Below are 25,982 nucleotides of genomic sequence, written 5' to 3'. Positions count from 1 at the left end.
GGAAAAAATCATGAACAAATTATCGATCTTATTCGTATGCGGTGCAGGTCTTGGCAGCAGCTTTGCGGCTCAGATGTCAACAGAAGATGTCTTAACGAAATTAGGAGTGGAGGCGAAATTGGATCATGTCGATATCTCATCAGCGGTATCAATGAAACCAGACATCATCATTACGGCAGAGAATTTCCGAACGCAATTTGAAAAGTTTGCCTTGGACCCGACAACCGCAATCATTTATTTACGCAACATCGTTTCAAAACCAGAAATCGAAGAAAAAATCACCCCAGTATTAACGGAAAAAGGCGCACTGTAAGGAAGAGGCATGACGAAGGGAGTTTGAAAAAATGGGCATCATCAATTTTATCATTGATAATATTTTAACGCAGGCATCGATCACGATCGCTTTGATCGCGATGTTAGGGCTGCTGCTTCAGAAAAAGTCAGCAGGTCAAGTCATTTCAGGAAGTTTGAAGACGCTACTGGGCTTCCAGGTTTTAAGCGCTGGTTCTAGCATCATCGTCGGTAGTTTGACCTATTTCGGCGAGATTTTCACAGAAGGATTCGACATGCAAGGAATAATCCCTTCCATCGAAGCCATCAACGGGCAAGCGATGAATGAGTTGGGCTTGGGTCGGGACATAGCGCTGACATTTTTAGCCATCTTTGTTTTTAATATTTTATTGGCACGCTTTACAAAATGGAAATATATCTTCTTAACGGGTCAAGCCATTTTATGGATGGCGACCATGACGACGGTCTTTGGCTATTTCGCTGGTTTACGGGGCGTTGTCTTGATTCTTATCGGTGGGTTGATTGGGGCGATCTTTGCCGTAGCGATGCCAGCGATGGCTCAGCCCATCATCCGCAAAGTCACTGGGTCAGACGACATTGCTCTCGGACATTTCTGTACGATCGGCTACCTCTTTGAAGCAGGCGTTGCCTATCTGTTTGGGGAAAGAGGCGAGAAGAAAAAATCGATCGAAGACATCAAACTGCCACGTTCTTTTGAATTTTTACAAGACACCTATCTTTCTGTCATGGTCGTGATGGTTCCACTGTATATCGTGACGGTCTTGTTTGCTGGAGAAACCTTTGCTTCTACGCTCTCTGGTGATCAAAACTATATCATGTATGCCTTCTTGCAAGCCATCCAATTCGTGGTTGGGGTCTATGTTTTGTTAGCCGGTGTGCGATTGCTCTTAGGCGAGATTGTCCCGGCGTTTCGTGGGATCGCCATGAAATTGGTGCCCGATGCAAAACCAGCACTCGATTGCCCGGTGTTCTTCCCATATAGCCCAAACGCAGTTATTTTAGGCTTCATTACTACAACGATTGGGACAGTCATCGCCATGTTCGTTTTACCAGTCTTTGGCTTGGCGATGATCTTGCCGGGGATGCTGACGAACTTCTTTGCCGGCGGTACCGCTGGGATCTTCGGCAATGCGGTCGGTGGACGTCGAGGGGCGATCATCGGAGGGATCTTCCACGGTTTCTTCATTACGTTACTACCAGCACTACTTGTGACGATCTTCAATCAAATGGGCTTTGTTAACGCTACGGCAACTGATGTGGATACCGTCACGGCAGCCCTGCTATATGCTTGGATCATCAGTCCATTGTTGAAAAACTTTTAATCGCTAGGAGGAAGACGCATGTTCTCTTTTTTCAAAAAAGAAAAAAAGCCCACAGAAACACCAGCGGTTCCTTTGACCGCTGAAGAAAGCCAAGAGGAAAAAGCGCTTATTAAAACTTTAGAAAGTCAGTTGCAAGCAGAAACCGACATCGACGAACAGGCAAAATTGTATGAAGCGTTAGGCTTAGCCCAGGCAAAACTTTCTCGCACAGAAGAAGCGATCGACGCATTGGAAAAAAGTTTGCAGGCGAAGAAATCGATCGGGGACGGCTACAAAAAACTGATGTCCCTTTACAATGCTCAGCGTGCCACCGCCGCACGAAATGGCGATGATGCAAAGATCGACTATTACATGGATAAAATGGAAGAAATGCGGCAAATCGCCAAACAACTTACGATCAGCGGCAATTAAACTAGACGAGGTGGAATCAAGGATGTATACAACATTAAAAGAAGTAACGAAAACAGCAGAAGCATTGAATTTTACAGTGGGGGCTTTTAATACCCATAATTTAGAAATGCTGCCAAGCATGCTACGGGCAGCCAAAGAGATGGGGGCACCTATCATCATTCAAACAAGTATCGATACGGCGAAATACATCGGCTATGATGTCTTGGTCAATGTCGTCAAAACGATTGCCGATCACGAGCTGGTGGACGCTGTCTTGCATTTGGACCATGCCAGAGATTTCGATGAGATCAAAGCGGCGATTGATAGCGGCTATAGCTCGGTGATGTATGATGGCTCGCATTTGCCCTTCAAAGAAAACATTTTGAAAACGCGCGCAGTCGTAGAATACGCTCATGCCCATGGGGTGTCCGTCGAAGGAGAACTAGGAACGATCGGCGGCACAGAAGAAGGCATTCATGTGGAAGAAGACGATAAAGTCTTCACACGCCCAGAAGATGCGGTAGAGTTTGTCGCTGCTACTGGCGTCGATGCGCTAGCCATCGCTATCGGAACCAATCACGGTCAATTCCGCTCCAAAACCGAAGTGAATGTTGAGTTATTGAAGGAGATCCATGCAGTCGTCGACGTGCCGCTAGTCATTCATGGAGGAACTGGCGTCAAAGAAGAAGATTATCCTGAATTGATCAATAACGGCATTCGTAAGTTTAATGTAGGTACTGAATTGTTGGTGAACTGGACGAAGATTGCGAAAGAAAATTTTGGGGCAACGGAAGTCAACAAATCATTGCGTCACAACGTGATCCCATCCAATGAAGCCATCAAAGAAATCGTCAAGCACAAGATCGGTCTTTTCATGAATACGAAAGCGCCGACTGCGATCGGCAAATAGATGGTACGCAAAAAGATGCTTGTTTTATTGGCAGGCAGCCCTGGAACTGGAAAAAGTTATTTACTGGATCTGTTGAAGACACGTTTTCCTGATCTTTTCGCTCTTACGCCAGATGAAATCAAAGAGTGCTATGCCGAATCCCTCGGCTTTGATTCATTGGCAGAAAAAGCCCAGATCGAAAAGCAGTATGTTTGGCCTTTTTACTATCAGGCATTGGGCTTGTACATGTCTTTAGGAAAACGCTTGGTGGTCTCGGAATACCCTTTTAGTGAAAAACAGAAGCCATTGCTAACTTTTCTCGCCCAAAGCTATGGTTATGAGTGCTTGACCATTCGCTTGACTGCTTCTTTTGAAACCTTATGGGAAAGACGTTTCATACGTGATCGAGCGGATGACCGTCATTTGAGTTTTATCATGGAACGATACCATTACGGGGATGTGCTGGAAGATAGACAAGCTGCAACCAACCATATAACCAAAGAAGCGTTTCGGCAAATCATCAGCGATCGCCGTTACGATGACTTTCAGTTAGGGGAGCTTATCGAAGTCAATGTGGAAGATTACAAGCAAGTGGATTATCGCCCATTGATCGAGAGAATCGCAATTGAGCTAAGTAAATAAGCAAAGCAGTGGGCGTTATACCTGTTCTAGGTACATGCCAACTGCTTTTTTTGAGGAGCTATTTCTCATGATTCAGCTTTTGGGGAAGTTTAGCTGTCAAAGCAAGACGGATTGTTTCTTATGTCTCAGAAGACTTTCTTTTGCAAAACCGCCGATTTCCTCTAGAATAAGAAGCATAACAGAGAAATGGAAAAGGCGGGGAATGGATGAAAGATTATTTTGCGCAATACAAACGCCTGTTATCGATCGCTGAAGCAGGTTTGTACTATGGCAAAGATGTGTACGATAAGGAACGATACCAAGAAATCAAAGAGTTGGCATTGCATTTGATGAGTACCGTCGTGGATCAAGACGCAGCTGCGTTGACCCTTTTAACAGAAAAAAATGAGGGGTATCCTACACCTAAAGTCGACGTACGAGCATTGATCCAAAAAGACGAAAAAATCTTGCTAGTGGAAGACAGCCTGACGAAAGAATGGTCACTGCCGGGTGGCTATGCAGAGATTGGCTTGACGCCTCGGGAAAACATCAAAAAAGAAGTGCTGGAAGAAACCGGTTTGCTAGTAGAGGTGAAGGAGCTGCGAGCAATTTTTGATACGAATCTAAGACAAGACATTCCGCAAGTGTTTCAATACTATAAGTTGGTCTTTGAATGTGAGGTTCTGGCAGGGGACTTTATCAAAAACAGTGAAACTTCCAACAGCGATTACTTTGCGTTGAACGAGTTGCCAAAGCTTTCCATCAAGCGCACCACCAAGGAACAGCTGGAGCAATTGATGAATGAGAAGTCGTTACACGTTGATTAAAAACAGCTAAGGGTAAGATGTTGGAAAAAGCGTTTTATTGGTTTTTTTAACCGGATAATATTTACTTGCAGATAAAGTTGGTTTATGATTGATTTCGTCGTTTTCATTATAAAAAATCAAGCAATTGCGACACCTTTGCTTGATTGCTGGAGGAGTAAAAATGAAGAATCAAATCAATTCCTTTTTTGGGCTAGATACCTTACAAACAACGGTCAAACGAGAAATCTTAGCTGGTTTCACCACCTTTATCTCAATGGCCTATATTTTATTCGTCAATCCAACGGTCCTCGGGGCATCTGGGATGGACGAAGGTGCCGTCTTTACAGCAACGGCGTTAGCCAGTGCATTGGGCTGTATCTTGATGGGGGTTTTAGCAAAATATCCGATCGCTACAGCACCCGCATTAGGGATCAACGCTTTCTTTTCTTATTCAGTCTGTATTGGAATGGGGGTTCCATGGCAAACAGCATTAGCTGGCGTTTTTGTGGCATCACTGATTTTCATCGTGATCACGATCTTCAAATTACGGGAGCTGATCATTGATGCGATCCCTGCTGATTTAAAATACGCCATCTCTGGCGGGATCGGTCTGTTCATCGCCTTTTTGGGACTGAGCGAAGGCGGGATCATCGTTTCCGACGATTCGACCCTTGTGGCACTAGGTTCATTGAGTGTCGGTACGACGTGGCTGATGATTTTTGGTCTAGTGATCACTGCCGTCTTGATGGTTCGCAGAGTTCCTGGTGGAATTTTTATCGGGATGGCCGCAACAACTGTTTTAGGTCTTTTGACTGGCTTGATCCAAGCACCATCCAGTATCGTTTCTGCTGCACCAAGTATTTCTTCCACATTCTTAGTGGCGCTCAACCATGTAGGAGACATCAACTCCCTGCAAATGTGGGTCGTGGTGCTGACTTTCTTACTCGTCACTTTCTTTGATACCGCAGGCACCTTGGTGGGACTTGCCAATCAAGCTGGCTTCATGAAAGACAACAAAATGCCACGAGTCGGCAAAGCACTTGCTTCTGACTCCACTGCCATGCTCGCCGGTTCTTTATTAGGGACCTCACCAGTAGGGGCGTATGTGGAATCTTCCGCTGGGATCGCCGTGGGCGGTCGTTCTGGCTTGACTGCTGTGACGACTGGAATTTTCTTCTTGTTCGGCTTGTTCTTTTCACCATTGCTATCCGTTGTTACTTCCCAAGTGACGGCACCAGCACTGATCGTCGTAGGTGTGCTGATGGCACAATCGCTACGAGAAATCAAATGGCACGAAATGGAAATCGCAATCCCAGCCTTCTTGATTCTACTAGGCATGCCGTTGACCTACAGCATCTCCGATGGGATCGCCTTGGGCTTCATCTTTTACCCAATCACCATGTTAGCAGCCAAACGCGGCAAAGAAGTCTCACCGATCATGTACGGCTTGTTCTTTGTCTTTCTTGGGTTTATGTGGATTTTGAATGTGTGATAGAGGCGTTTTAATGTAAACTTAGGATTGGATTTCTACTAATGAAAAACCAGCTAAGCGTGGCTTAACTGGTTTTTTTCTTATATGTCGCTTGCTATAAAAATGTTCAGAATCCAATAATGGTTTACTATCCGTGGTTTATCTGCTGACGAATCATGGCGGTGTATTGCTTAAAAAATATGCTCAATGATCTGATCGATCTTCGCCATAGCTTGTAAAGGGAGATTTTAGTTTCTCAACCATTCATTGATTGTAAGATTACTTTGAAGTGAAGCTTCATTCCAAAACCGCCCAACCCAACAATTTTTACGCAAAACCTGCGCTTTTCTTTCAGTTATTGTTATAATAAAAGAAAATACAAAGGTGGGAAATCATGACAACGATCAAGGACATTGCTGAAAAGGCGGGAGTAGCGAAAAGTACGGTTTCCCGCTATCTGAACAATGGCTATATCAGTGAAGAAAAGCGCAAAAAAATTGATCAGATCATTGCTGAAACTGGTTATCGCCCCAATACATTTGCTCGATCGCTGAAAGCCCAAGACACGAAATTGCTGGGCGTGATCATTCCTCGATTGAATTCGCCCTCGACAAATGATGTGTTAAAAGGGATCGATACGACGGCTCGGGAAAACGGCTATCAAATGCTGATCACCAACTCTGATCAAAGCGATGAACGGGAACTAGAAAATATCGAAATGCTAGTCAAACAAAAAGTAGCAGGGATGATCCTTTTTGCGCGCAAAATCACGCCGCAGCTGCAAGCGGTGCTGGCAGAGGTTCCTATGCCGGTTTTATTGTTAGGCCAACAGTTAGCTGGCATTCATTCCATCGTCCATGAAGATTATCAAGCGGGCAAAACCATGGCAGAATATGCAGTCAGCGCTGGCCACCGACGTTATTTATTCGTTGGGGTCAGCGAGAATGATTATGCGGTAGGTGTCTTGCGAAAAAAAGGATTTCTTGATGTCTTGGCACAAACCCCCAACGTCAAGGTGGACTTTATCGAAACGTCTTTTTCTAGAAGAGAAACGTACCAAAAAGCTCTTGTGTTCTTGAAAGATCAACCGGCAACGTACATCGCCTGTGCTACGGACAATATCGCTGTTGCTGTATTGAAAGCCGCCCATGAACTAGGGTACCAAGTGCCTCAAGACTTTTCCTTGAACGGATTTGGCGGCTATGATTCGACGGATTATGTCTATCCGACCATCACAACGACCCAATATCCCTATGTCCAATTAGGCATCGATGCCGTCTTAACGATCCAAAAACTGACACAAGGGGAAGAGGTTCCTGAAGTGATCGAATTACCGAATCGATTAGTGGTCAAACAGTCGACTGCCAAGCTTGACAATCAGGAGCGATAAAGCAAATATTTTTCGAGAAAACAGAACGTCCAGTTGCGGCGTTCTGTTTTTTTATTTTCTTTGCTTGCAATTGCAAACGGTTTCTGTTAATCTACAAATGTAGAACCGGTTCCACAAATGGACCGACGATCAAAGGAGTGGGAAAAATGAAGGAACAAAAAACGATCGACCAAGTGTTAGAAGCTGTTGGCGGCAAAGAAAATGTCAAAAACTTTGAACACTGTGCCACACGTTTGCGCTTGATTTTGAAAGACGATCAGTTAGTAGATAAAGACAAAGCGGAAGCAGTTGAGGGCAGCAAGGGCTATTTTTTCAACACGGGACAGCATCAGTTCATTTTTGGAACAGGAAAAGTTAATGAAGTGTATCAAGCCTTCGCTACAGAGATGGGCAATGACGCCTCCGCTGAAAAAGCTGGCTTCAAAGATGATGTTTATTCGAATCTGTCACCCGTCCAAAAAGTTGTCCGCACGTTGTCAGATGTCTTGGTGCCATTGATTCCAGCTTTGGTAACGACGGGGCTTTTGATGGGGATTCGGGGATTATTGACTGAGTTGGGGGTCACCTATAGTGCTGACTGGTTAGCCATGTTTGAAATGTTAACGGATACAGCGTTTGCCTTTTTACCTGTTTTGATCGCCTATAGTGCGACGAAAAAATTCGGCGGTAATCCGATCATCGGAATCGTGGTAGGATTAATGATGGTGGCACCGCAATTGCCGAACGCTTGGGCAGTTGCCAGCGGGGATGCAGATCCATTGCACTTATTCGGTTTATCTATCTCTGGGTATCAAGGGTCGATTTTTCCAGCAATTATTGTCGGGATCTTAGTTTCTAAGCTAGAGAAATGGTTCCGTAAATTTGTTCCACAAATGATGGATTTGATCGTGACACCATTCTTAACGATCGTCATTACTTTAGGTTTGATTTTGTTTGCGTTAGGACCAATCTTGCAAGTAGCTGAAAGAGCAGTCATCAACAGTATCGTCTACTTGGTGCAAGCGCCATTGGGCATCGGTTATATCATTTACGGAGGGGTTCAGCAAGTGATCGTGATCACTGGATTGCACCATTCGTTAAGTATTATTGAGTTAGGGTTATTGAATACGACAGGCGAAAACGTCCTACAAGTCTTAGGTACAGCAAGTATGGCGGGACAATTCGGGGCTGCGATCGCTGCGGCATTTATTTATAAAAACAAAGTCAAACGCTCAAATGCCATCAGTGCGGCGGTTCCAACCTTATTTGGGATCACTGAACCTTTACTATTTGGGGTCAACTTACGCTCGATGCGCATTTTTGGCGCAGGCATGCTGGGAGGCGCAGTCGGCGGGTTTGCGACGTATGTCTTCCAATTAGCTGCCACTGGGATGGGCATCACTTTTATTCCAGGACTATTGTTGTATACTGGAGATTTCGGTGCCATGCTGAAATACGTTGTCGTGATTTTGATTGCCTTTGGTGTCGGTTTTGCTGGTGTCCAATTGCAGCGCAAACCGCTAGCCAAAGAGTTGAATCAATAAATAATCCCTTGCTGTTCATCGGCAAGAGAAAAGAGGTACCGCATTGTTAACGAAGGAATACTGGGCACAGCTTGCCCAAACACAAAACGAATTAGCAGAAAAAATCAGTGCTGATGCGTGGCGCTTGAACTATCATTTGATGCCAGAAACAGGATGGATGAACGACCCGAATGGTCTTTGCCAATTCAAAGGCGTGGTTCATTTTTACCATCAATATGTACCGCAAACGCCCCATGGCGGGGAACCACCTCACTGGGGACACAAAACGTCGACGGATTATGTCACGTTTCAAGAAGAAGCGCTGTTTCTTTCTCCCGAACACGACTATGACAAAGACGGGGTCTACTCGGGTTCTGCCTTTATCGAGAATGACGCGATCCATTTCTTCTATACGGGGAATGTCAAACATCCCGGTGATCATGACTATACCTTTAGCGGACGAGAACAAAACACGGTCCATGTAATCAGTAAAGACGGCTATACCGTCGAAAAGCAAGAAGTCGTGATTCCTCATGAGGACTACCCTGAAGGATTTACCGATCATATTCGTGACCCAAAGGTTTTTGCCCACGAAGACACCTACTATATGCTGCTAGGCGCGCGTACGTTGGAAAACGAAGGCAAAATTTTGATTTATGAATCGACGGATTTAAATGAATGGACCTATCGAGGAATCTTTTTCGGTGAGGACTATGCTCTAGGCTACATGTGGGAATGCCCAGACTACTTCCATTTAGATGGCAAAGATGTGTTGGTCTTCTCACCGCAAGGCTTGGCAGCCAAAGAACATGCCTACCAAAATATTCATCAATCAGGGTATCTGATCGGTGAGGTGGATTGGGAAACCCTGACGTTTAAAGAAACTTCTGCGTTTCGTGAACTTGATTATGGGTTTGACTTCTATGCCCCGCAAACCTTTGAAGATGAGCAGAAACGTCGGATCTTGTGGGGCTGGATGGGGCTAGGAGATACCAGTCCTGAATACAGCAATCCTACGATCCCTCGCGGCTGGCAGCATGCCGCAACGCTGCCAAGACAGCTTTCGGTCAAAAATGACCAGTTGTATCAAGAACCTTTGCCAGAATTCCAAAAATTGCGAGACAAGCAAGTCAGACAAAAAATTGTGCTTTCAGAGAAACCGCAGCACTTGTCTTTCGATGAATTGGCATATGAGTTGCAAGTTACGGCGGAAGCCCCATTGCAGCAGTTCCAGCTTGGACTTTTGCAAGATACGACTTTGGCTTATGAAGCTGGTGTCTTCACGATCCATCATGGCGTTTCTGGCTACGGTCGTAAACAGCGCAGTGTCAAGGTCGATGAACTGATGCAGCTACAGATTTTCGTCGATACGTCTTCCATTGAGATCTTCCTAAATGGCGGGCAATATTGTTTGACCTCTCGCGTGTATCCAAAACGGACCGCGGCGATCGCTCTCAGCGGAACCGGCACGGTTAGTGTCAATGCTTGGGCATTGGCGAAAAAATAAAGCAACGTCCCGAAAACGACAGCAAACAGTTGGTTTTTCTTGTTGCACCCCCAAGAGTCAGCTTTTTCTCTGGCTTTTAGGGGGTGTATCATACCAACTATTTTGCTGTCGTTATTTGCTTGTTACTGCTTTTGTTGGTTTTGGATAAAGGTCTGCAGCGCAGGCGCATCGATCCGATAGCCGTCTTCAGTTTTTGTGACTAGTTTTTGCGTTTTGAAATCTTTTAAGGTATACGTCAAATGGCGATAGCTCACGCCTAAGTATTCGGCGGTCTCCGTCAATTTTTCTTGAAAAAGATCATCGATCGAAGCTTCCAACAGTAGATGAGCAAGGCGCCAAGCTAAGGGATAGGTTTGATTGACGGAAAAATGATCCATACGCAGCAGCAATTTTTCACCGATAGTTTTGCCTAGTGTTTGTACGAAAGCCAGGTCTTGCATGAGCCCGTGAGCTGCTGCTTGCATCGGAATGCCCAGACATGTTGTTTCACCGATCGCAACCACGGTTTTCGGTACTGTTTCGGCGCCAATCAACGTGAGATCGCCAATGCAATCACCAGGATGGAGAAACTGCAGCAAGGCACGTTTGCCGTTTTCTTGCGTTTGAATGATCTTGGCTTTGCCAGTCAATAGGACAAAAAAGACCGACATCGGCACCGTTTCTTTTTGGATCGCTTCTCGATGATCAAAGGTCCAGAGGGCACTTTGTTGTAAAATCTCCTCAGGAATCGGCAAGGGGCAATTTTCTTTGATTGGTACCTGCTTTATTGCCAAGGCATAAGCGGTTTTTTTCACTTTTCCCCTCCGAACTAGGAGAAATCTCCTATTTGTTTTTAGTCAGTATAGCACATACTTAGAAAAGCAAAAACGAAAGTGTGGGAGAAAAAATGAATAAAAAGCAATGGATAGGATCAGGGATTTTTTATGGGCTGAGTGCATTCGGGATCAGCTTGACCATTAAAGCAGGCGTTGGGGTCAGTAGTTTTAATGCCTTGAATGTCACGCTGGCAACGATGTCAGGAATCAAAGTCGGCACCATCACAACAGCCATCAACTTGGGCTTTCTAGCTGCCTGTTGGCTATTGGATCGGCGGCAGACGCCCCTCAAACAAAAAGGCAGTGAGTACTTGATTATGTTTTTCGCTTTGCTGGCTTTCGGCTATTTGATCAATGGCTTTGTTTACTACTTCTTGGCATCGCTGCACTTGACGAATTATTGGAGCCAACTAGCTGCTTTGATCGGTGGGATCTTGATTTCTGGAACGGCGACGGGGCAAGTCCTACGGTTGCAGGTCTTGAAATTTCCAATCGAGCACTGGTGTCATTTGCTGGCGCAACGCAGTCGTTGGACATTTAAGCAGTACCGTTATGGCGTTGATGCAGTCTGTATTTCGGGGGCGCTCTTGCTAGCAATCAGTTTGGGCTTACCGCTAGCGGTGAGGGAAGGGACGGTCATTAGTTTCTTTTTGCTGTCAGGTGCCATCGCTTGGTCGAAGGAACGTGATTTGGCAGGGGCTTTACCCATTTGGCAAAGAAACAGCTAGCCAGCAGTATTCTTGGAATCGGGAAGGCGTCGAGTGTTCTAAAAATGCAGAAAGCGTTTTTTATGCTACTCTTATTAAAAAAGCGAGATATTTAGTAGGAGGAGACAGGATGAATCGGTTGATTGAAGGGTTTCAGGAAAATTTTGCACCAAGATTGGTTAGGATCAGTGAAAATCGATTTTTAGTTGCCGTACGTAACGGAGTCGCCGTTACGATGCCGCTGACGATTATCGGCAGTCTCTTTTTGATTTTAGCCAATCTGCCTTTTCCCGGCTGGACCGAGTTTGTCGGGGAGTTTGGCATCAAACTAGGCGCCGCCAGCAATTTTACATTTGGGATTTTGGGACTGGCCGCTTGTATCGGGATCGCCTACTATTTGGCGGCTTCGTATGAGATCGATCGGATCGGTTCTGTCGTGTTGGCAGTCTGCGCGTTTTTGCTGCTGCAGGCGGGGGAAGAATGGACGATCGATCCAGCTTCTTTGGGGGCGTCTGGTCTGTTTACAGGAATCGTCACAGCGATTGCGACAGTAGTGATCCATCGCTTTTTTCTCAAGCACCGCTTAGTGATTCGGATGCCAGCAGAAGTGCCGCCCGCAGTTGCCAAGAGTTTTTCGGTCTTGCTTCCCGGAGCTGCCATCATCACTGGTGCCTGGGTGATTCGGGTCTTGTTGGAATTTAATGTCAATCAATTCGTGCAAGCCATCTTTTCACCGCTGGCAGTTGGTCTAAACACATTGCCTGGGATGCTGTTGTATACCTTTTTGATTTTGTTGCTTTGGTGTTTAGGGATTCATGGCAGCAATGTGATGGGGAGTATCGGCGATCCGATTTTTCTAGCTTTATTAGCAGCCAATACCGAAGCCTACACTGCAGGCGAACCGTTACCGAACATTTTTGCAGGCGGGTTTTATATCATGTTTTTGTGCTATGGAGGCACTGGTTCAACACTGGGGCTGATCATCAACATGTTAGTTTCAAAGAAAAAAGCCTATCGTTCCCTAGGGAAGATGGCTTTGCCCTCTGCTATTTTTTGTATCAATGAGCCAATCATTTTTGGGTTTCCGATCGTGATGAACCCTATTATGATGATTCCTTTCATCCTGACACCCCTTGTATTATGTGTCGGAACGTATTTCTTGTCGGTCACCAATGTCATTGGGCGAATCATGTTCAATCCACCGTGGACCACACCGCCCTTTATCAATACTTACCTTGCAACCGGCGGCAATATCCCTGCTGTTCTTTGGAGTATCGCTTCCTTACTGATTAGTGTGGCGATCTACTATCCATTCTTTAAAATCAGCGAACGAAGTTTAACGGAAGAAGAAAAAGGCGTTACTGACGCAGTTGCCGCGAAGGGGGAGAACTAAACGCTTATGATTGGCACGTGGTGCGTTGTTTTGTCTGGCAAAGAAAACAGTGGCTGCTACTCATCAAATTGCACAGTGATCCCAGATTTCGTCAATTGTTCCCATTCACGGATCGTTGGCAAGCGACCTTGGCAAAATAGCTGATCGTCGACATAAACGAGTGGCAGACAGCTGCGGCCATTGCTTGCTAATTGCTGCTTGACGGCTTGATTCGTATGAAAAGGGGCAGGATCTTCTGTAAAGAAGTATTCGTCGATCGTTAAAGGTTCGTTATGGAATGTTTGATGAGCCTGGGTCCTTTCTTCATTTATTTTTAACTGGTGAGTCAAGTGTGCTTCCCAAGTATCTTCTTTCTGGTCGGCATAAACAGCGATCGTTGGCATTAAATCAAATCCTTTCATGGCAGCTGATTTGTCAAAAGTATACCTGAATTTCTTGCCACGAGCAAAAAAGAGTGTCAAAAAGAAGTGAAAAGACAAAAAAAGACGCAAATGCGTCTTTTTTGTTGTTTCTTATTCGTCAGCGGGTAAAAAATCGAAATTGGTCAACTCGTTGTAGGAATATGCTTGGTCGATTTGTCCTTTGTCTTTCGTCCAAGCAATGATCGCGTCGTATTGCTCTTGCGGTACAGCTTGGGCATAAGGATAGTCTTCCTGGCTGTCTAAGTAAGTACTCATAGCATCTGGGAATTGATAGTCTGCCAAGATGTCGGCATAGTCTTTTGCTGAATGAGCATTCATATAATCGATGGCTTCGTTGTAAGCAGTATAAAATGCTGTTAGGTCTTGCGGGCGATTTTGGATGACTTCGTCCATAAATTGCAGTGTGCCGCCTTTGATGCCAGCTTCTTTAGAGCTGCCTAAAACAATCGCCCCTTGGGCAGCCAACATGCTGGCTTGCGGTTCCGTATAAACAGCGCCATCGACTTGGTCATTGAGCAATGCTTCGGAACGGGCAGAAAAAGAAGCGATATCCACGATGTCATAAGTAAAATCATTTTCTTGTGCAAATTGATCCATGATGTATTCTAAAATGAAATTCGGTACAAGGGTGATTTTTTTATCCGCTAACCCTTTCATCTCAGTAATCCCTGAATTCGGTGAAGCGAGAATCTTGAAGTTTTCCAAAATATCAGAAGTGATCGTCATATCGATGCCGTTTTGCTTGAAGGTCGCTTCTGTCATGACATCGCTGATCGTACCATCCAGCTCGCCTGCCTGCACCGCCACATTGCGGTCATTCGGGGAAGTGAAGGATTTGAGTTCCACAGTCAATCCTTGCTTTTCGAAAAAGCCTTCTTCTTTTGCTAGAATGATCGGAATCGCTGATTCTGCTGGTAACACCCCGATCGTCAATGTTTGATCCGTGACCGCAGCTTCTGTACTGCTAGTGCTTGAATTGCTGGTACTTGCTGTTTCGCCAGTGTTGCCGCATGCGGCAGCGCCAACAGCGAATAGTGCTAGGATACTTGCTAAAATCGTTTTTTTCATTGGTTCATTTCCTCGTTTCTAAATCGTTGTTCAAAAGCAGCCATTGGTAGTGAGAACGGGATGACTGCCCGATGGAGTTCCATTGGCTTGGTTTTTGTCGTATTGATGCCTGGTTTGGTTGTAAATGCCAGAACAAAGCCTTCATTTTCTAGTGTTGCGATCGTCTGCTGATCATAAAAGCCAAAGGGATAGGCAAAAACATCCTTGATGGCCACGTGCTGATTGCAGCTTCGTAAGTCTTGCGCAAAGGCTGCCGGTGTTTCCCACATTGACCGCCCTTGCTGGTTCTTGCGTTCGTGAAAATGAGCGGTATGATTGGCATATTCGAAGACATCGCTCATTTCGGCTAATTCGGCACTGCTCAATGTCCGCGAAAGTTCTGGTTCGTAAGGCTGAGGGGCATCAAAAAGCCAGCCGGTCACGACAAAGGCAGTGGCCTTGAAACCAGCTTCCTTCAACAGTGGGTAGGCATATTCTTTCATTGATTGATAACAGTCGTCAAAGGTCAGCAACACGGATTTTTCTGGTAGCGGCTGCTGCCGGAAATAAAAATCTTTGACTTCTGCAAGGGTCAACGTATGGTAATTTTCTGCTTTCAAAAAGTCGATTTGTTGTTTAAAATGAGAAGTGCTATTGAATAAGGGCAGAGGCAAGGCATCTTGATAGCCGTCTGCGACTTTGATCGGGCGCACCTGATCATAAAGTTCTGCTTCGGGACGTATTTCATGAAATACGAGGGTCTGAAACATCATAAACCATCCTTTCTTGTCAATCACGCAAAAAATAGTATAGCATAAAATGTGAAAACCAACACAAATAATTTTAAGAAAGAAGTTTATTCTCTGATGAGTATTCGATTCGATTCCGTTTCCTTTACGTATGGGGAAACCGTCATTTTTAAGGATCTTTCGTTTTGTTTTGAACAAGGAACGACCTATGTGCTGCTGGGAGAATCGGGGATTGGCAAAAGCACGCTTTTATCCTTGATCAAAGGGTTGCAGCGACCGCAATCAGGCACGATCACTTACCAAGGCTGTTCCCCTGACAACATCGAGGTCGTTTTCCAAGAACTGCATTTGTTTCCTTGGCAAACAGTTTACCAAGTACTGGAAATGCCGCTGCTTATCAATCAAACACCCAGTGAGAGCCGTAAAAAACGGGTCACAAGCTGTTTGGCGGAGTTGGGATTGACGCAGGTGCAGGACCGCTATCCACATCAGCTTAGCGGCGGTCAAAAACAGCGGGCTGCCATGGGGCGGGGACTGATCACACAGCCCGATGTTTTATTATTGGATGAGCCGACTGCTTCACTGGACCAAGAAACCAAAGCAAACGCACAAGCCATGATCGCTGCTCAACAGCAGCGCAGACAAAACAGCTTAATCGTGGTGACCCACGATCCAGAAGAGGCAGTGTTTTTGGGGCAGACGATTTTGTTGCTAAAAGATCAGGACGTTACGCCGATCAGTAATCCATTTTACGGCAGCCAGCTGGAACGAGACTCGTTGGCTTTTTATGAAGTCGTCTTGCAGTTGAAAGAACAAATGAGGGAGGCGAGGCAATGAAACCCATCAAATCTTTTGTTTGGGGCTTCTGTTCGTTTGTCGTGGTTTGGTGGGGTGTAAGCTGGGTGACCAACAATCGCTCGTTGCCTAATCCTTTAGAAACCGCTGAACGTTTTTGGGCATTACGAGAAGTCTTACTGATCCACGCAGGTGCCAGTTTGCTGCGGGTATTTGCGGCGTTGAGTGGGGCGTTGCTAGTCGGGGTGCCGTTAGGAATCTTGATTGGGCGATCCCAAAGAGTGGATCGGCTGCTTGGTCCACTGCTTTACTTTTTATATCCGATTCCTAAAGTTGCGTTTTTACCCGTCTTTATGATTTTCTTTGGCTTAGGCAATCTCTCAAAAGTTCTCTTGATTTTTGCGGTAATCGTCATTCAAGTGATCGTCTCGATTCGTGATGCAGTCACAAAGATCCCGTCAGCTTACTTTCAGGTCATGAAAAATTATACCAATCAATGGCGCCATGTCTTGCGCTTCGTTATTTTGCCCGCACTCATGCCCGCACTTTTTGCCAGTGTGCGGGTCAGTATCGGGATTGCGTTGGCTTCCCTCTTTTTTGCCGAAAACTACAACACGACGTATGGTGTCGGCTATCTGATCTTAAGTGCGTGGTCAAAAATGGACTACCCGCAAATGCTTTCCGGGATCCTTCTGATTGCTTTGATGGGCTATCTGCTTTTTGCCAGTATCGATTGGTTGGAAAGAGTGGTTTGCCGTTACCGGCAATCTTAGAAAAAAATAATCGATTGATGAATGTTTGCGGGAGTTCGTGTATTTTTGAACAAAATGATTTATACTAAGGATACCTTATTGAGAATCATTCTCACTGAAAGGAAGACCTTACTATGAAAGAAATCGATCTGTCAAAAACGCTCTATGAACTTGTGGCACAATATCCTGAAATACTAGAAATCATGAGTCAACTAGGGTTTACGGCGATCAATCAACCAGGGATGCTACAAACTGCTGGACGTTATATGACGATTCCCAAAGGCGCTCAGATGAAGAAGATCCCCTTGGAAAGGGTTTGTCTCGCTTTCGAAAAACAAGGGTTTCTTGTGAAAGGAGCGACGAAATGAAAACCAACAGTCAAAGACAAGAACGGATCGTCGAAATACTGAGTTTGCTTCACCAAGGCGGTTCCTTTGGAGAAGCTAAACGCTTGTTTAACGAAGAATTTGATGGTGTGGATGTGACGGAGATCACTGCTGCTGAAAAAGCTTTGATCCAAACGGGGTTGGACCCTTCTGAGATTCAGCGTTTGTGCAATATTCATGCTGCTGTTTTCAAAGGTTCGATCAACGAGATCCATCACTCCAATGAAGAATATGGGCAACCAGGCCATCCTGTGCATACCCTGAAATTGGAGAACCAAGTCCTGCAATCCCTGTTGGCCGATGAGATCGACAGCCTCTTAGCCAAAATCAAAACCGGTGATTGGACGCCTAAAAAGCGTCTACAAGCTGCCTGCAATGATTTAATGCAGATCGACAAACACTATGCGCGAAAAGAAACGTTGATTTTTTCTTACATGGAGAAGTACGGCATCACTGCGCCGCCAAAAGTGATGTGGGGTGTTGATGATGATATTCGGGTTATGATCAAAGCGCTCAATGAGCTTTTGGCATCCGAAAAAGCTGCCTATAATCCAATCGCTGTCCAATGGGAAGCAGTCAAAAACGAGATTGAAGAGATGATTTTCAAAGAAGAAGAAATCATGGTGCCTATGACGCTGGATGTCTTCAGTCTTAAAGATTGGGAACAAATTGCGGCTGACAGCTTTGACATCGGCTTTGCCTTTATCCCAGAACCGCTTCCTTGGAAACCGAGCCAAGAAGCCCTTGAAAAGGAACAGGCGGCAGAACCCGCACGGCAAGCGGCGATCAAACAAGCCCAAGAAACAACCGCTGGCATCGCAGCCGGTTTAGGATTCAATGACTTTCAAGTCACAGAATCGGAAGATTCGCCGCAAATTGCTGAACAGCCGACCGTTTCATTGCCTACTGGTAATCTGCAATTTGAGCAATTGGTGGCGATTTTTCAAACGTTGCCAGTGGACTTGACCTTTGTAGATAGTGAAGAGCGGGTGCGCTTTTATTCAGAAGGCAAGAGTCGCGTCTTTCCACGAACGAATTCGGTTTTAGGCCGTGAAGTCGTCAACTGCCATCCACCGAAAAGCATGCATCTCGTGCAGCAGATTTTGGATGATTTTCGAGCGGGCACACGGGAGACTGCTGAATTTTGGATCGATATGCGAGGCCGTAAAATCTATATTCGCTATTTTGCATTAAAAAACGAAGCAGGCATCTATTTAGGTTGTCTAGAAGTCACGCAAGACATTACGGAGATCCAAAAAATCGAAGGGCAAAGCCGTTTGCTGGATCAGTGAACAGTTTGGAGAAAGGCTGATCTGCGTCTATTCAAAACGAAGCGAAAAAAAGAAAAATCAATAAAACGCTTGCAACGTTTCTAGAAAAATAGTATAGTAAAGGCAATCAAATGGGTAGTTACTGATAATGCAGGCTATACCTTTTTACGTGTGTATGGATCCTACACATGTATTAAGGTATCGCCTTTTTTCATTTTAAGGAGGTGAGAAGCGTCTTGAAGATCAAAAAAATCTTAAACAACAATGCAGTTTTGGTCGGACAAGATGGCAAAGATTTTATCTGGATCGGTACCGGCCTTGGCTTCAAAATGAAACCAGGACAAACCGCCGATGAATCAAAAATTGAAAAAGTGTTTGTGCTTCATAAGAACAAAGTTTCCGAGCGATTTTTAAGTTTATTGTCATCCATTCCGACAAAATATGTGTCTTTAGCGGATGATATTATCTCACTTGCGAAAGCAGAAATAAAACAGGAGTTAAGCGAGACGCTGTATGTATCACTTACCGATCATTTGTATAATCTGTTCAAACTGCATGAACAAGGAATCACAGTTACGAACCGATTATCATGGGAATTAAAGAAGTTTTATCCGCAGGAATTTGAAGTTGGTAAAAAAGCATTGGAACGGATCGGACAAGAAACAGGGGTCGTCTTTGAGGAAGAAGAAGCAGGAAATATAGCAATGCATTTGATCAATGCACAAGTAACAGATGAGATTGATCAGCCAAAAGATGTCCAATCGATTGCAAAAAAGATTCGCGATATTATTTCACTTATTCGATTTTCTAACAAGATACAAATTGATGAAAACTCTTTGGCATTCGATCGATTTATCACCCATTTGCGCTTTTTTTTCCAGCGATTGAAGGCTCGACCAGATGTGGTAAAAGCAAATCCGCTATTGGGACACGTGAGCGGACAGTATGCAGACGCGTATAAGACGATGCTTTTGATTGAAAAGTATTTAGGTGTTCCCTTGAACGATGATGAAAAGCTGTACTTAACGTTACACATTCAAAAATTAATAGAGAACGAATAAAGGTTGTTACTGATAATGCAGGCAAGACTGATAATTATTCCATCAAGGAATAGTTATTTGTCTTGCTTTTTATTTTTACATTGAAAGGATGAGAACGATGGCATATCAAGAATTGGTCGATGAAATTTTAAAAGGAGTCGGCGGAAAAGAAAATATCAATGGGGTGACCCACTGCATCACAAGACTGCGTTTTGATTTAAAACATGAGGAGCAAGCAGACACAGAAACACTGAAAAAGACGAAAGGAATCGTGACAGTCGTTCAAAGCGGCGGTCAATACCAAGTCGTGATCGGCAATCATGTGCCAGAGGTGTACCAAGAATTTGTTCAACATGCAGGATTGGCAGGAAATGATGAGGCACCTTCGGGAGAAAAGAAAGGACCGCTGGATGCTTTTATCGATGTGATCTCCAGTATCTTTACACCTGTATTGGGTCTTCTAGCTGCCACAGGAATGATCAAAGGATTAAATGCGCTATTTGTTTCTTTGGGATGGATTGAGAATACGTCAGGAACCTATGCGATTTTGCAAGCAGCAGGTGATTGTTTCTTCTACTTCTTTCCAATCTTTTTAGGATATACCGCAGCGAAAAAATTTGGTTTAAAGCAATTTGTCGGTATGGCGATCGGTGCTGCCCTTGTTTATCCAGCCTTGTCTGGCTTGACGGCAAATGCCGAACCGTTGTATACCTTGTTTGCAGGAACCGTTTTTGAATCGCCTGTTTATGTCACTTTTTTAGGAATACCAGTCATTTTAATGAGTTATAGTTCCAGTGTTATTCCAATCGTCATTGCTACCTATTTTGGTGCCAGATTAGAAAAAGGCATTACAAAAATCATTCCTAGTATTGTACGGAGTTTCTTAGTTCCGTTTCTAACTGTCTTGATCATGGTTCCGCTGACTTTCATTGTCATTGGTCCGATCGCGACATGGATCGGCAATTTGTTGGGTGCGGCTGTGTTGGCGATCTATAACTTCAGCCCAATTATTGCAGGGATTGCAGTTGGTGCTGTTTGGCAAGTGTTGGTCATGTTTGGTCTTCACTGGGGGATCATTCCGATCGCAATCAACAATATTGGTGTTCTTGGTTACGACCCAGTGATGGTCTTAGGACAAGCGACTCCTTTTGCGACCGCAGGAGCTGTGCTGGCAGTTATTATTAAGTCTAGAAATAATTCTATTCGGGCAATCGGGATTCCCGCATTTATTTCCAGTCTGTTTGGGGTATCGGAGCCATCCTTGTACGGTATCACGTTGCCTAGAAAAAAACCATTTATTGCGACCTTGATTTCAGCATCGATCGGCGGATTGATCATGGGTGCAATGGGAACAAAATCCTTTATTATAGGTGGGATGGGTATCTTCAGTTTACCCAACTACATTGATCCGACAGAAGGCATTGGAAGCGGCTTTTATGGGTATGTATTAGCAATCACTGTAGCATTCGTCTTATCATTTATTTTAACGATTACTTTCTTGTATGATCCGCAAGAGGATCGGCAAGAAGCAACAGCTAGTAATAACGAAGCCTCGCCTTTGATCCCAGAAGAAAGAGCAGCGAAAGAAATCACTTTTTCGTTACCATTAACAGGCATCGTTTTGCCTTTGTCGGCAGTAGAAGATCAAGCATTTGCAAATGGACTATTAGGAAAAGGCTTAGCAGTTTCACCAGATGAAGGACTGGTTCGAGCACCTTTTGACGGAGTAGTTGAAACACTGTTTCCAACGAAGCATGCGATTGGCTTGAAGTCGGACGATGGCGTGGAAGTGTTGATTCACATCGGCATGGATACAGTGAACTTAGATGGTCGTTTTTTTGAAACAAAAGTCAAGCAAGGGGATCAGGTCAAGCAAGGAGAGGTATTGCTTACATTTGATAAAGAAGAAATTGAAGAGGCAGGATACTCGTTAGTGACGCCGATCGTCGTTACGAATACTTCCGCATACTTAGATGTGATCGCTGATGATAATCGAGGGGCGATAACGATCGTCAAGTAGTCGCAACGACCAAGAAAAGGAAAGAAAAGAAAGAAGGAAAGAATGCTATGCGAGCAATTATGCTGATGTTTGATACTCTGGCTAGAGATTTTTTATCAAACTACGGAAACGATTGGATCAACACGCCAAATTTTGAACGGTTAAGAGAAAAAACGATTACGTTTGACAACTTTTATGGTGGCAGCATGCCTTGTATGCCAGCGAGAAGAGAAATTCATACAGGTCGTTACAATTTTATGCATCGTTCGTGGGGACAATTAGAACCGTTTGATTCGTCAATTTTTGATACGCTGCAGCAAAATGGTGTCTATTGTCATTTGGTAACCGACCATTCCCATTACTTTGAAGATGGCGGTGCCACGTATCATAACCGTTATTCCACATGGGAAGGATTTAGAGGACAAGAAGGCGACCGATGGGTTCCAAGAAAACAGGCAGAGAATCATCCACCGCTGAATCCGTTAAATAAGAGTGGTATTTCTGTGGAACAGCATTTTGCGAATCGAACACGGCAAGCAGTAGAAGAAGACCTGTCCACGGTTCAAACGATCCAAGCCGGTTTGGATTTTTTGGAACAGTACAAAAATGAAGATCAATGGTTTTTGCAAGTCGAATGTTTTGACCCCCATGAACCATTTTATGTGCCAGAAACCTATCGCAAATTGTACCAGGAGACACCAAATGAATCACCTTACTTTTGGCCAAAATATGGTCGTGTAACAAAAGACGTTGGCGAGCAGGATTTGATTGAGCTGCAAAAAGAATACGCAGCGTTGATCAGTATGTGTGACCATCACTTAGGACGAGTGCTGGACTTTATAGAAAAAAATAATATGTGGGAGGATACCTTGATCATTGTGAATACCGACCATGGCTTTTTGTTAGGGGAACATGACTGGTTAGGAAAAAACGTAGCACCGATGTATGAAGAAATCATTCATCTGCCCTTTTTCATCAGTTACCCACAAGCTGAATCGGGAACCCATACTCCAGTATTGAGTCAAACCATCGATATTCCAGCAACTTTATTGGATTATTTTGAAATTGAGAACACCTTAGATATGGATGGCAAATCTTTGTTGCCTGTGTTGAAAAAACAGCATTCGCAACCGCTTCATCAAGAAATTATTTTTGGTACAAACGGCGGTCATGTCAATATCTACGATGGTCGTTATGTGTATATGCGTGCATCGGTTCACCCTTCGAATGGACCAATCACAATGCAGACGCTTAGTTATGCTTCATTGCGTGGTTTTTTGAATAAAGAGGTCTTAGACAGCATGGTCTTGAAAAAGGGCAATCGATTTACAAATCATTTTCCTTACACAGAAGTCGAAGTTTCCACCTATATCGATTCTTATTCGGTAGGCCACTTGTTGTTTGATTTAAAGAATGATCCAAAGCAGTTAACACCGTTTCATGACCCACTGATTGAACAAGAAATGATTCAGAAATTGATTAAAGTAATGAATCAGATTGAAGCTCCTGAAAGCGAGTATCAGCGCTTAGGTTTAAGCAATAGTCAGAGGCAGACAATCGCACAAAAGAAATAAAGAAGTGAGGAACAACAAATGAAACACATCTCCGTATTGATCAAGCCAGCATCCTCTCTTTGCAATCTGCGCTGCACCTATTGCTTTTATGCCAACGTCAGTTCCTTGCGCGAAGTGCGTTCCTTTGGCAAAATGAAAGAGGATATAATGGAAAAGATGATTGCAAACATCTATGCAGACTTAGAAGCTGGCGATCATTTGACGTTGGCATTTCAAGGCGGAGAGCCGACGATGGCAGGGCTGAGTTATTTTAGAAAACTAACGACTTATGTTGCGGCGCAAAAAAAGCGAGTGACAGTACACTATGCGATCCAGACCAACGGCATGGTGATCAATGATAAATGGTGTCGTTTTTTGAAAGAGCATCGCTTTTTAGTCGGGCTGTCGATCGATGGGCATCCGCTTGCTCACGATCGGCATCGATTAGACGCCAAAGGGCGGGGGACCTTTGCGCGGGTTTTGCAGACCAAGCGATTATTGGACGCCTATCAGATTGAGTACAATGTCTTGTGCGTGTTGACTAATCCCTTAGCAAAGGAAGCCCAGCGTGTGTTTGATTTTCTCAAGGAAGAGCAGATTGCATTTGTGCAGTTCATTCCTTGTTTGGCTGATTTGGATGCCACATCAACCAACAACTATGCCTTGACACCAAGAAGCTTTGCGCACTTTTATCAGCAGCTATTGGCGTTTTGGCTGCAGGAATTGACACAAGGGCGCTACTTAAGTATCAAGCTGTTCGATGATTTACTGAATCTATTGGTGCGGCAGCAAGTAACTGCCTGTGGGATTCTAGGCAACTGCCAAGTGCAGTATGTGATCGAAGCCGACGGCAGTGTCTATCCTTGTGACTTCTATGTATTAGATGAGTTTCGCATGGGCTATATCCAAGAGCAAACGTTGCGGGAATTGTTTTCTCAAGACTGTTCGCAGCAGTTTTTGTGCCAGAAAAAAGACATGCCTTCGAAGTGTACGCAATGTCCTTTCCAAAAAATGTGCCGAGGAGGCTGTAAACGAATGAAAGATGCAATGTACGTGGATAGTGAGGGGTTTTGCGGCTATCAGGAGCTGTTAAAAGACTTCACACCCAGAATCAATGTGATATTGGGGCTGTTGCAAGGGGTGAGACAATGATCGGACTGATTTATTTTCTCGTGATCGTCTTAGCAAATACCGTAGGGGCAGTTTCGGGCATGGGGGGCGGCGTGCTGATCAAACCGATTTTCGATTTTATCGGCGCCCATTCTGTTGCTGCGATCTCTTTTTACTCGGCGACAGCTGTCTTCACGATGTCTATCGTTTCGACAGCTAGACAATTAGCCAGTGGACGGAAAATCAATTGGTCGATTGCCTTGTGGGTTTCTGGTGGTGCTGTGTTAGGCGGTGTTTTAGGCAATGTTGCCTTTGAACAGCTATTGCTGGTTTTTCGAGACGACAAGATGGTTCAGCTGATCCAAATCCTTGTGACCGTGCTGACACTATTGTTCGCTTTTTTGTATACAAAATATAACTGGCGCGGGTTTGCGTTGGAAAAAGTCGGCTGGTATGCAGCTTGTGGCTTGATTCTCGGTTTTCTAGCCAGTTTGCTGGGGATCGGCGGCGGACCCATCAATGTTTCTTTATTGATGTTGCTGTTTGCCATGCCGATCAAAGAGGCGACGATTTATTCAATTTGTACGATTTTTTTCTCGCAGCTGGCAAAAATTTTGACGATCGCTTTTTCGACAGGTTTTGGTGCGTATGATCTGCAAATTTTGTGGTTTGTTATTCCAGCCGCGATCGTGGGGGGACTATTAGGCGCCAAGGCCAGCAACGTCCTGTCACCACAGCGAGTGACACTGGTATTCCAAACCGTGATCGTGCTGGTGTTACTGATCAATCTGTACAATGGCTATCAATTATTGTAAAAAGGAGGCAAGCAGATGCCCACGATTCCAGCAGGAACTTACCGAATTGGCACGAATACGATGGACGGCTTTGCCGGGGATCTTGAGGGACCGCAAATCAGCCTCGACAGCCCAGCATTTGCCATTGATGCCACGACAGTAACGAACCAAGCTTTCCAAGTTTTTGAGGAAGCAACAGGATATGTCACAGAAGCCGAGCGTTTTGGCTGGTCGTTCGTTTTTCACTATTTTTTAAGTGAGCAAACGAAACACCGCAGTCAAAAGGTACCGAATATGGCTTGGTGGTACGCGGTTAGCGGCGCAGATTGGCGTCATCCTGAAGGACCTGATTCAACGATTGCCCAGCGGATGGATCACCCAGTGGTTCAAGTGTCTCGCAACGATGCGATCGCCTATTGCCAATGGGCAAAAAAACGCCTCCCGACAGAAGCAGAGTGGGAGATCGCTGCAAAAGGCGGGACAAGTTTTGAAAAATATCCTTGGGGAAGGGAATTTTTGACAGAAAATACCTATCATTGCAATATTTGGCAAGGCGAGTTTCCAAAAAGCAACACGCGAGCAGACGGCTTTGCCAATACAGCGCCCGCGAAATGGTATGAGCCCAATGGCTTTGGTCTTTATCAAGTGATCGGCAACGTCTGGGAATGGTGCGTCAATCCTGCCCGCATCCCGTTGACGCAGTTTCAACAACAGACGGGACAAACCTTTTGGATAAGGAATCAAACACAAGATGATCAACTGTATGCGACTCGCGGCGGTTCATTTTTGTGCCATGAATCCTATTGCAAACGATACCGAATTGCCGCTAGAAATGGTAATTCTGGGATGTCGGCAGCCAATAATTTAGGGTTTCGGTGTGTCAAAGACTTGGATCAGTAAACCGATAAAAGCAAAAGTGGCACCTATTCACAGGGATAG

Annotated in this window: 26 protein-coding genes; 22 read left to right on the top strand and 4 right to left on the bottom strand. The window is 44.8% G+C overall.

The annotated features are described in order from the left end of the window. Positions 1–10: 10 nt before the first annotated feature. The 10 genes from IGJ17_RS11740 to IGJ17_RS11695 all read left to right on the top strand — a co-directional run bounded on the left by IGJ17_RS11740 (position 11) and on the right by IGJ17_RS11695 (position 10,210). Positions 11–313 (top strand): PTS sugar transporter subunit IIB, encoded by a 303-nt coding sequence (locus tag IGJ17_RS11740; RefSeq protein ID WP_005225455.1) that lies wholly within the window; start codon positions 11–13, stop codon positions 311–313. 31 nt (positions 314–344) lie between these two features. Next, positions 345–1,634: a PTS sugar transporter subunit IIC gene (locus IGJ17_RS11735; RefSeq protein ID WP_005234662.1), complete on the top strand. Its 1,290-nt coding sequence runs from the start codon at positions 345–347 to the stop codon at positions 1,632–1,634. Between the two features lie 18 nt (positions 1,635–1,652). Further along, a complete protein-coding gene (locus IGJ17_RS11730; protein WP_086316412.1) occupies positions 1,653–2,045 on the top strand; it encodes a hypothetical protein in 393 nt (130 codons plus the stop codon). 22 nt (positions 2,046–2,067) lie between these two features. Further along, positions 2,068–2,934 (top strand): class II fructose-bisphosphate aldolase, encoded by an 867-nt coding sequence (locus IGJ17_RS11725; RefSeq protein ID WP_010747730.1) that lies wholly within the window; start codon positions 2,068–2,070, stop codon positions 2,932–2,934. Continuing rightward, positions 2,935–3,555, top strand: coding sequence for a zeta toxin family protein (locus IGJ17_RS11720; RefSeq protein WP_086316411.1), 621 nt, complete (start codon positions 2,935–2,937; stop codon positions 3,553–3,555). 206 nt (positions 3,556–3,761) lie between these two features. Next, the gene (locus IGJ17_RS11715) at positions 3,762–4,361 is read left to right on the top strand and encodes an NUDIX hydrolase N-terminal domain-containing protein (RefSeq protein WP_086316410.1); all 600 of its coding nucleotides are present in this window, start codon (positions 3,762–3,764) and stop codon (positions 4,359–4,361) included. 160 nt (positions 4,362–4,521) lie between these two features. Beyond that, positions 4,522–5,832 (top strand): NCS2 family permease, encoded by a 1,311-nt coding sequence (locus tag IGJ17_RS11710; RefSeq protein ID WP_429961429.1) that lies wholly within the window; start codon positions 4,522–4,524, stop codon positions 5,830–5,832. A gap of 373 nt (positions 5,833–6,205) precedes the next feature. Continuing rightward, the gene (locus IGJ17_RS11705; protein WP_195264709.1) at positions 6,206–7,201 is read left to right on the top strand and encodes a LacI family DNA-binding transcriptional regulator; all 996 of its coding nucleotides are present in this window, start codon (positions 6,206–6,208) and stop codon (positions 7,199–7,201) included. 146 nt (positions 7,202–7,347) lie between these two features. Then, positions 7,348–8,724, top strand: a complete 1,377-nt coding sequence (locus IGJ17_RS11700) for a PTS transporter subunit EIIC (protein WP_429961428.1) — start codon at positions 7,348–7,350, stop codon at positions 8,722–8,724. A gap of 43 nt (positions 8,725–8,767) precedes the next feature. Next, positions 8,768–10,210 (top strand): glycoside hydrolase family 32 protein, encoded by a 1,443-nt coding sequence (locus IGJ17_RS11695; protein ID WP_429961427.1) that lies wholly within the window; start codon positions 8,768–8,770, stop codon positions 10,208–10,210. A 122-nt stretch (positions 10,211–10,332) separates the two neighbouring features. On the opposite strand, the gene IGJ17_RS11690 is transcribed toward IGJ17_RS11695, so the two are convergent. After that, positions 10,333–11,004, bottom strand: coding sequence for a cyclic nucleotide-binding domain-containing protein (locus tag IGJ17_RS11690; protein WP_429961426.1), 672 nt, complete (start codon positions 11,002–11,004; stop codon positions 10,333–10,335). Between the two features lie 92 nt (positions 11,005–11,096). Between IGJ17_RS11690 and IGJ17_RS11685 the strand changes: the two genes are divergently transcribed. Further along, the gene (locus tag IGJ17_RS11685) at positions 11,097–11,753 is read left to right on the top strand and encodes a YczE/YyaS/YitT family protein (RefSeq protein ID WP_429961425.1); all 657 of its coding nucleotides are present in this window, start codon (positions 11,097–11,099) and stop codon (positions 11,751–11,753) included. Positions 11,754–11,862: 109 nt separating this feature from the next. Further along, positions 11,863–13,125, top strand: a complete 1,263-nt coding sequence (locus tag IGJ17_RS11680) for a PTS sugar transporter subunit IIC (RefSeq protein ID WP_429961424.1) — start codon at positions 11,863–11,865, stop codon at positions 13,123–13,125. Between the two features lie 56 nt (positions 13,126–13,181). Here IGJ17_RS11680 and IGJ17_RS11675 read toward each other — a convergent pair whose 3' ends face one another. Genes IGJ17_RS11675 through IGJ17_RS11665 form a run of 3 tightly spaced genes read right to left on the bottom strand, consistent with a single transcriptional unit; the run spans position 13,182 to position 15,364 of the window. After that, positions 13,182–13,586, bottom strand: a complete 405-nt coding sequence (locus tag IGJ17_RS11675; RefSeq protein WP_086317419.1) for an arsenic metallochaperone ArsD family protein — start codon at positions 13,584–13,586, stop codon at positions 13,182–13,184. A 51-nt stretch (positions 13,587–13,637) separates the two neighbouring features. Next, positions 13,638–14,615 carry an ABC transporter substrate-binding protein gene (locus tag IGJ17_RS11670; RefSeq protein ID WP_429961423.1) on the bottom strand — a complete coding sequence of 326 codons (978 nt, stop codon included), beginning with the start codon at positions 14,613–14,615 and terminating at the stop codon, positions 13,638–13,640. After that, complete coding sequence (locus tag IGJ17_RS11665) at positions 14,612–15,364, bottom strand: polysaccharide deacetylase family protein (RefSeq protein WP_429961422.1); 753 nt, start codon at positions 15,362–15,364, stop codon at positions 14,612–14,614. The genes IGJ17_RS11670 and IGJ17_RS11665 overlap by 4 nt, the downstream gene beginning before the upstream one ends. 96 nt (positions 15,365–15,460) lie before the next feature. On the opposite strand from IGJ17_RS11665, the gene IGJ17_RS11660 reads away from it, so the two are divergent. The 10 genes from IGJ17_RS11660 (at position 15,461) to IGJ17_RS11615 (ending at position 25,943) form a co-directional block, all read left to right on the top strand. Further along, the gene (locus IGJ17_RS11660; RefSeq protein WP_034872330.1) at positions 15,461–16,180 is read left to right on the top strand and encodes an ABC transporter ATP-binding protein; all 720 of its coding nucleotides are present in this window, start codon (positions 15,461–15,463) and stop codon (positions 16,178–16,180) included. Beyond that, complete coding sequence (locus tag IGJ17_RS11655) at positions 16,177–16,911, top strand: ABC transporter permease (protein WP_429961421.1); 735 nt, start codon at positions 16,177–16,179, stop codon at positions 16,909–16,911. The genes IGJ17_RS11660 and IGJ17_RS11655 overlap by 4 nt, the downstream gene beginning before the upstream one ends. Before the next feature lie 113 nt (positions 16,912–17,024). After that, positions 17,025–17,258 (top strand): DUF1858 domain-containing protein, encoded by a 234-nt coding sequence (locus tag IGJ17_RS11650; RefSeq protein ID WP_005234687.1) that lies wholly within the window; start codon positions 17,025–17,027, stop codon positions 17,256–17,258. Beyond that, positions 17,255–18,568 (top strand): DUF438 domain-containing protein, encoded by a 1,314-nt coding sequence (locus IGJ17_RS11645; RefSeq protein ID WP_429961420.1) that lies wholly within the window; start codon positions 17,255–17,257, stop codon positions 18,566–18,568. Before IGJ17_RS11650 ends, IGJ17_RS11645 begins: the two co-directional genes overlap by 4 nt. A 215-nt stretch (positions 18,569–18,783) precedes the next feature. Beyond that, positions 18,784–19,608: a PRD domain-containing protein gene (locus tag IGJ17_RS11640; protein WP_225869304.1), complete on the top strand. Its 825-nt coding sequence runs from the start codon at positions 18,784–18,786 to the stop codon at positions 19,606–19,608. A 97-nt stretch (positions 19,609–19,705) separates the two neighbouring features. Next, positions 19,706–21,607 carry a beta-glucoside-specific PTS transporter subunit IIABC gene (locus IGJ17_RS11635; protein ID WP_429960599.1) on the top strand — a complete coding sequence of 634 codons (1,902 nt, stop codon included), beginning with the start codon at positions 19,706–19,708 and terminating at the stop codon, positions 21,605–21,607. 47 nt (positions 21,608–21,654) lie between these two features. Continuing rightward, a complete protein-coding gene (locus IGJ17_RS11630; RefSeq protein WP_429961419.1) occupies positions 21,655–23,160 on the top strand; it encodes a sulfatase-like hydrolase/transferase in 1,506 nt (501 codons plus the stop codon). A gap of 18 nt (positions 23,161–23,178) precedes the next feature. Then, complete coding sequence (locus IGJ17_RS11625) at positions 23,179–24,291, top strand: SPASM domain-containing protein (protein ID WP_429961418.1); 1,113 nt, start codon at positions 23,179–23,181, stop codon at positions 24,289–24,291. Continuing rightward, positions 24,288–25,064, top strand: a complete 777-nt coding sequence (locus IGJ17_RS11620) for a sulfite exporter TauE/SafE family protein (RefSeq protein WP_016613609.1) — start codon at positions 24,288–24,290, stop codon at positions 25,062–25,064. Before IGJ17_RS11625 ends, IGJ17_RS11620 begins: the two co-directional genes overlap by 4 nt. Positions 25,065–25,079: 15 nt before the next feature. Beyond that, positions 25,080–25,943, top strand: coding sequence for a formylglycine-generating enzyme family protein (locus IGJ17_RS11615; RefSeq protein ID WP_016613608.1), 864 nt, complete (start codon positions 25,080–25,082; stop codon positions 25,941–25,943). Positions 25,944–25,982: the final 39 nt, after the last annotated feature.

It is taken from the genome of Enterococcus sp. DIV1096b (assembly GCF_050498765.1).
Classification (GTDB): Bacteria; Bacillota; Bacilli; order Lactobacillales; family Enterococcaceae; genus Enterococcus_D; species Enterococcus_D entomosocium.
The sequence above is the reverse complement of the archived record's forward strand: the minus strand, read 5'-3'. Positions and strand labels throughout refer to the sequence as shown.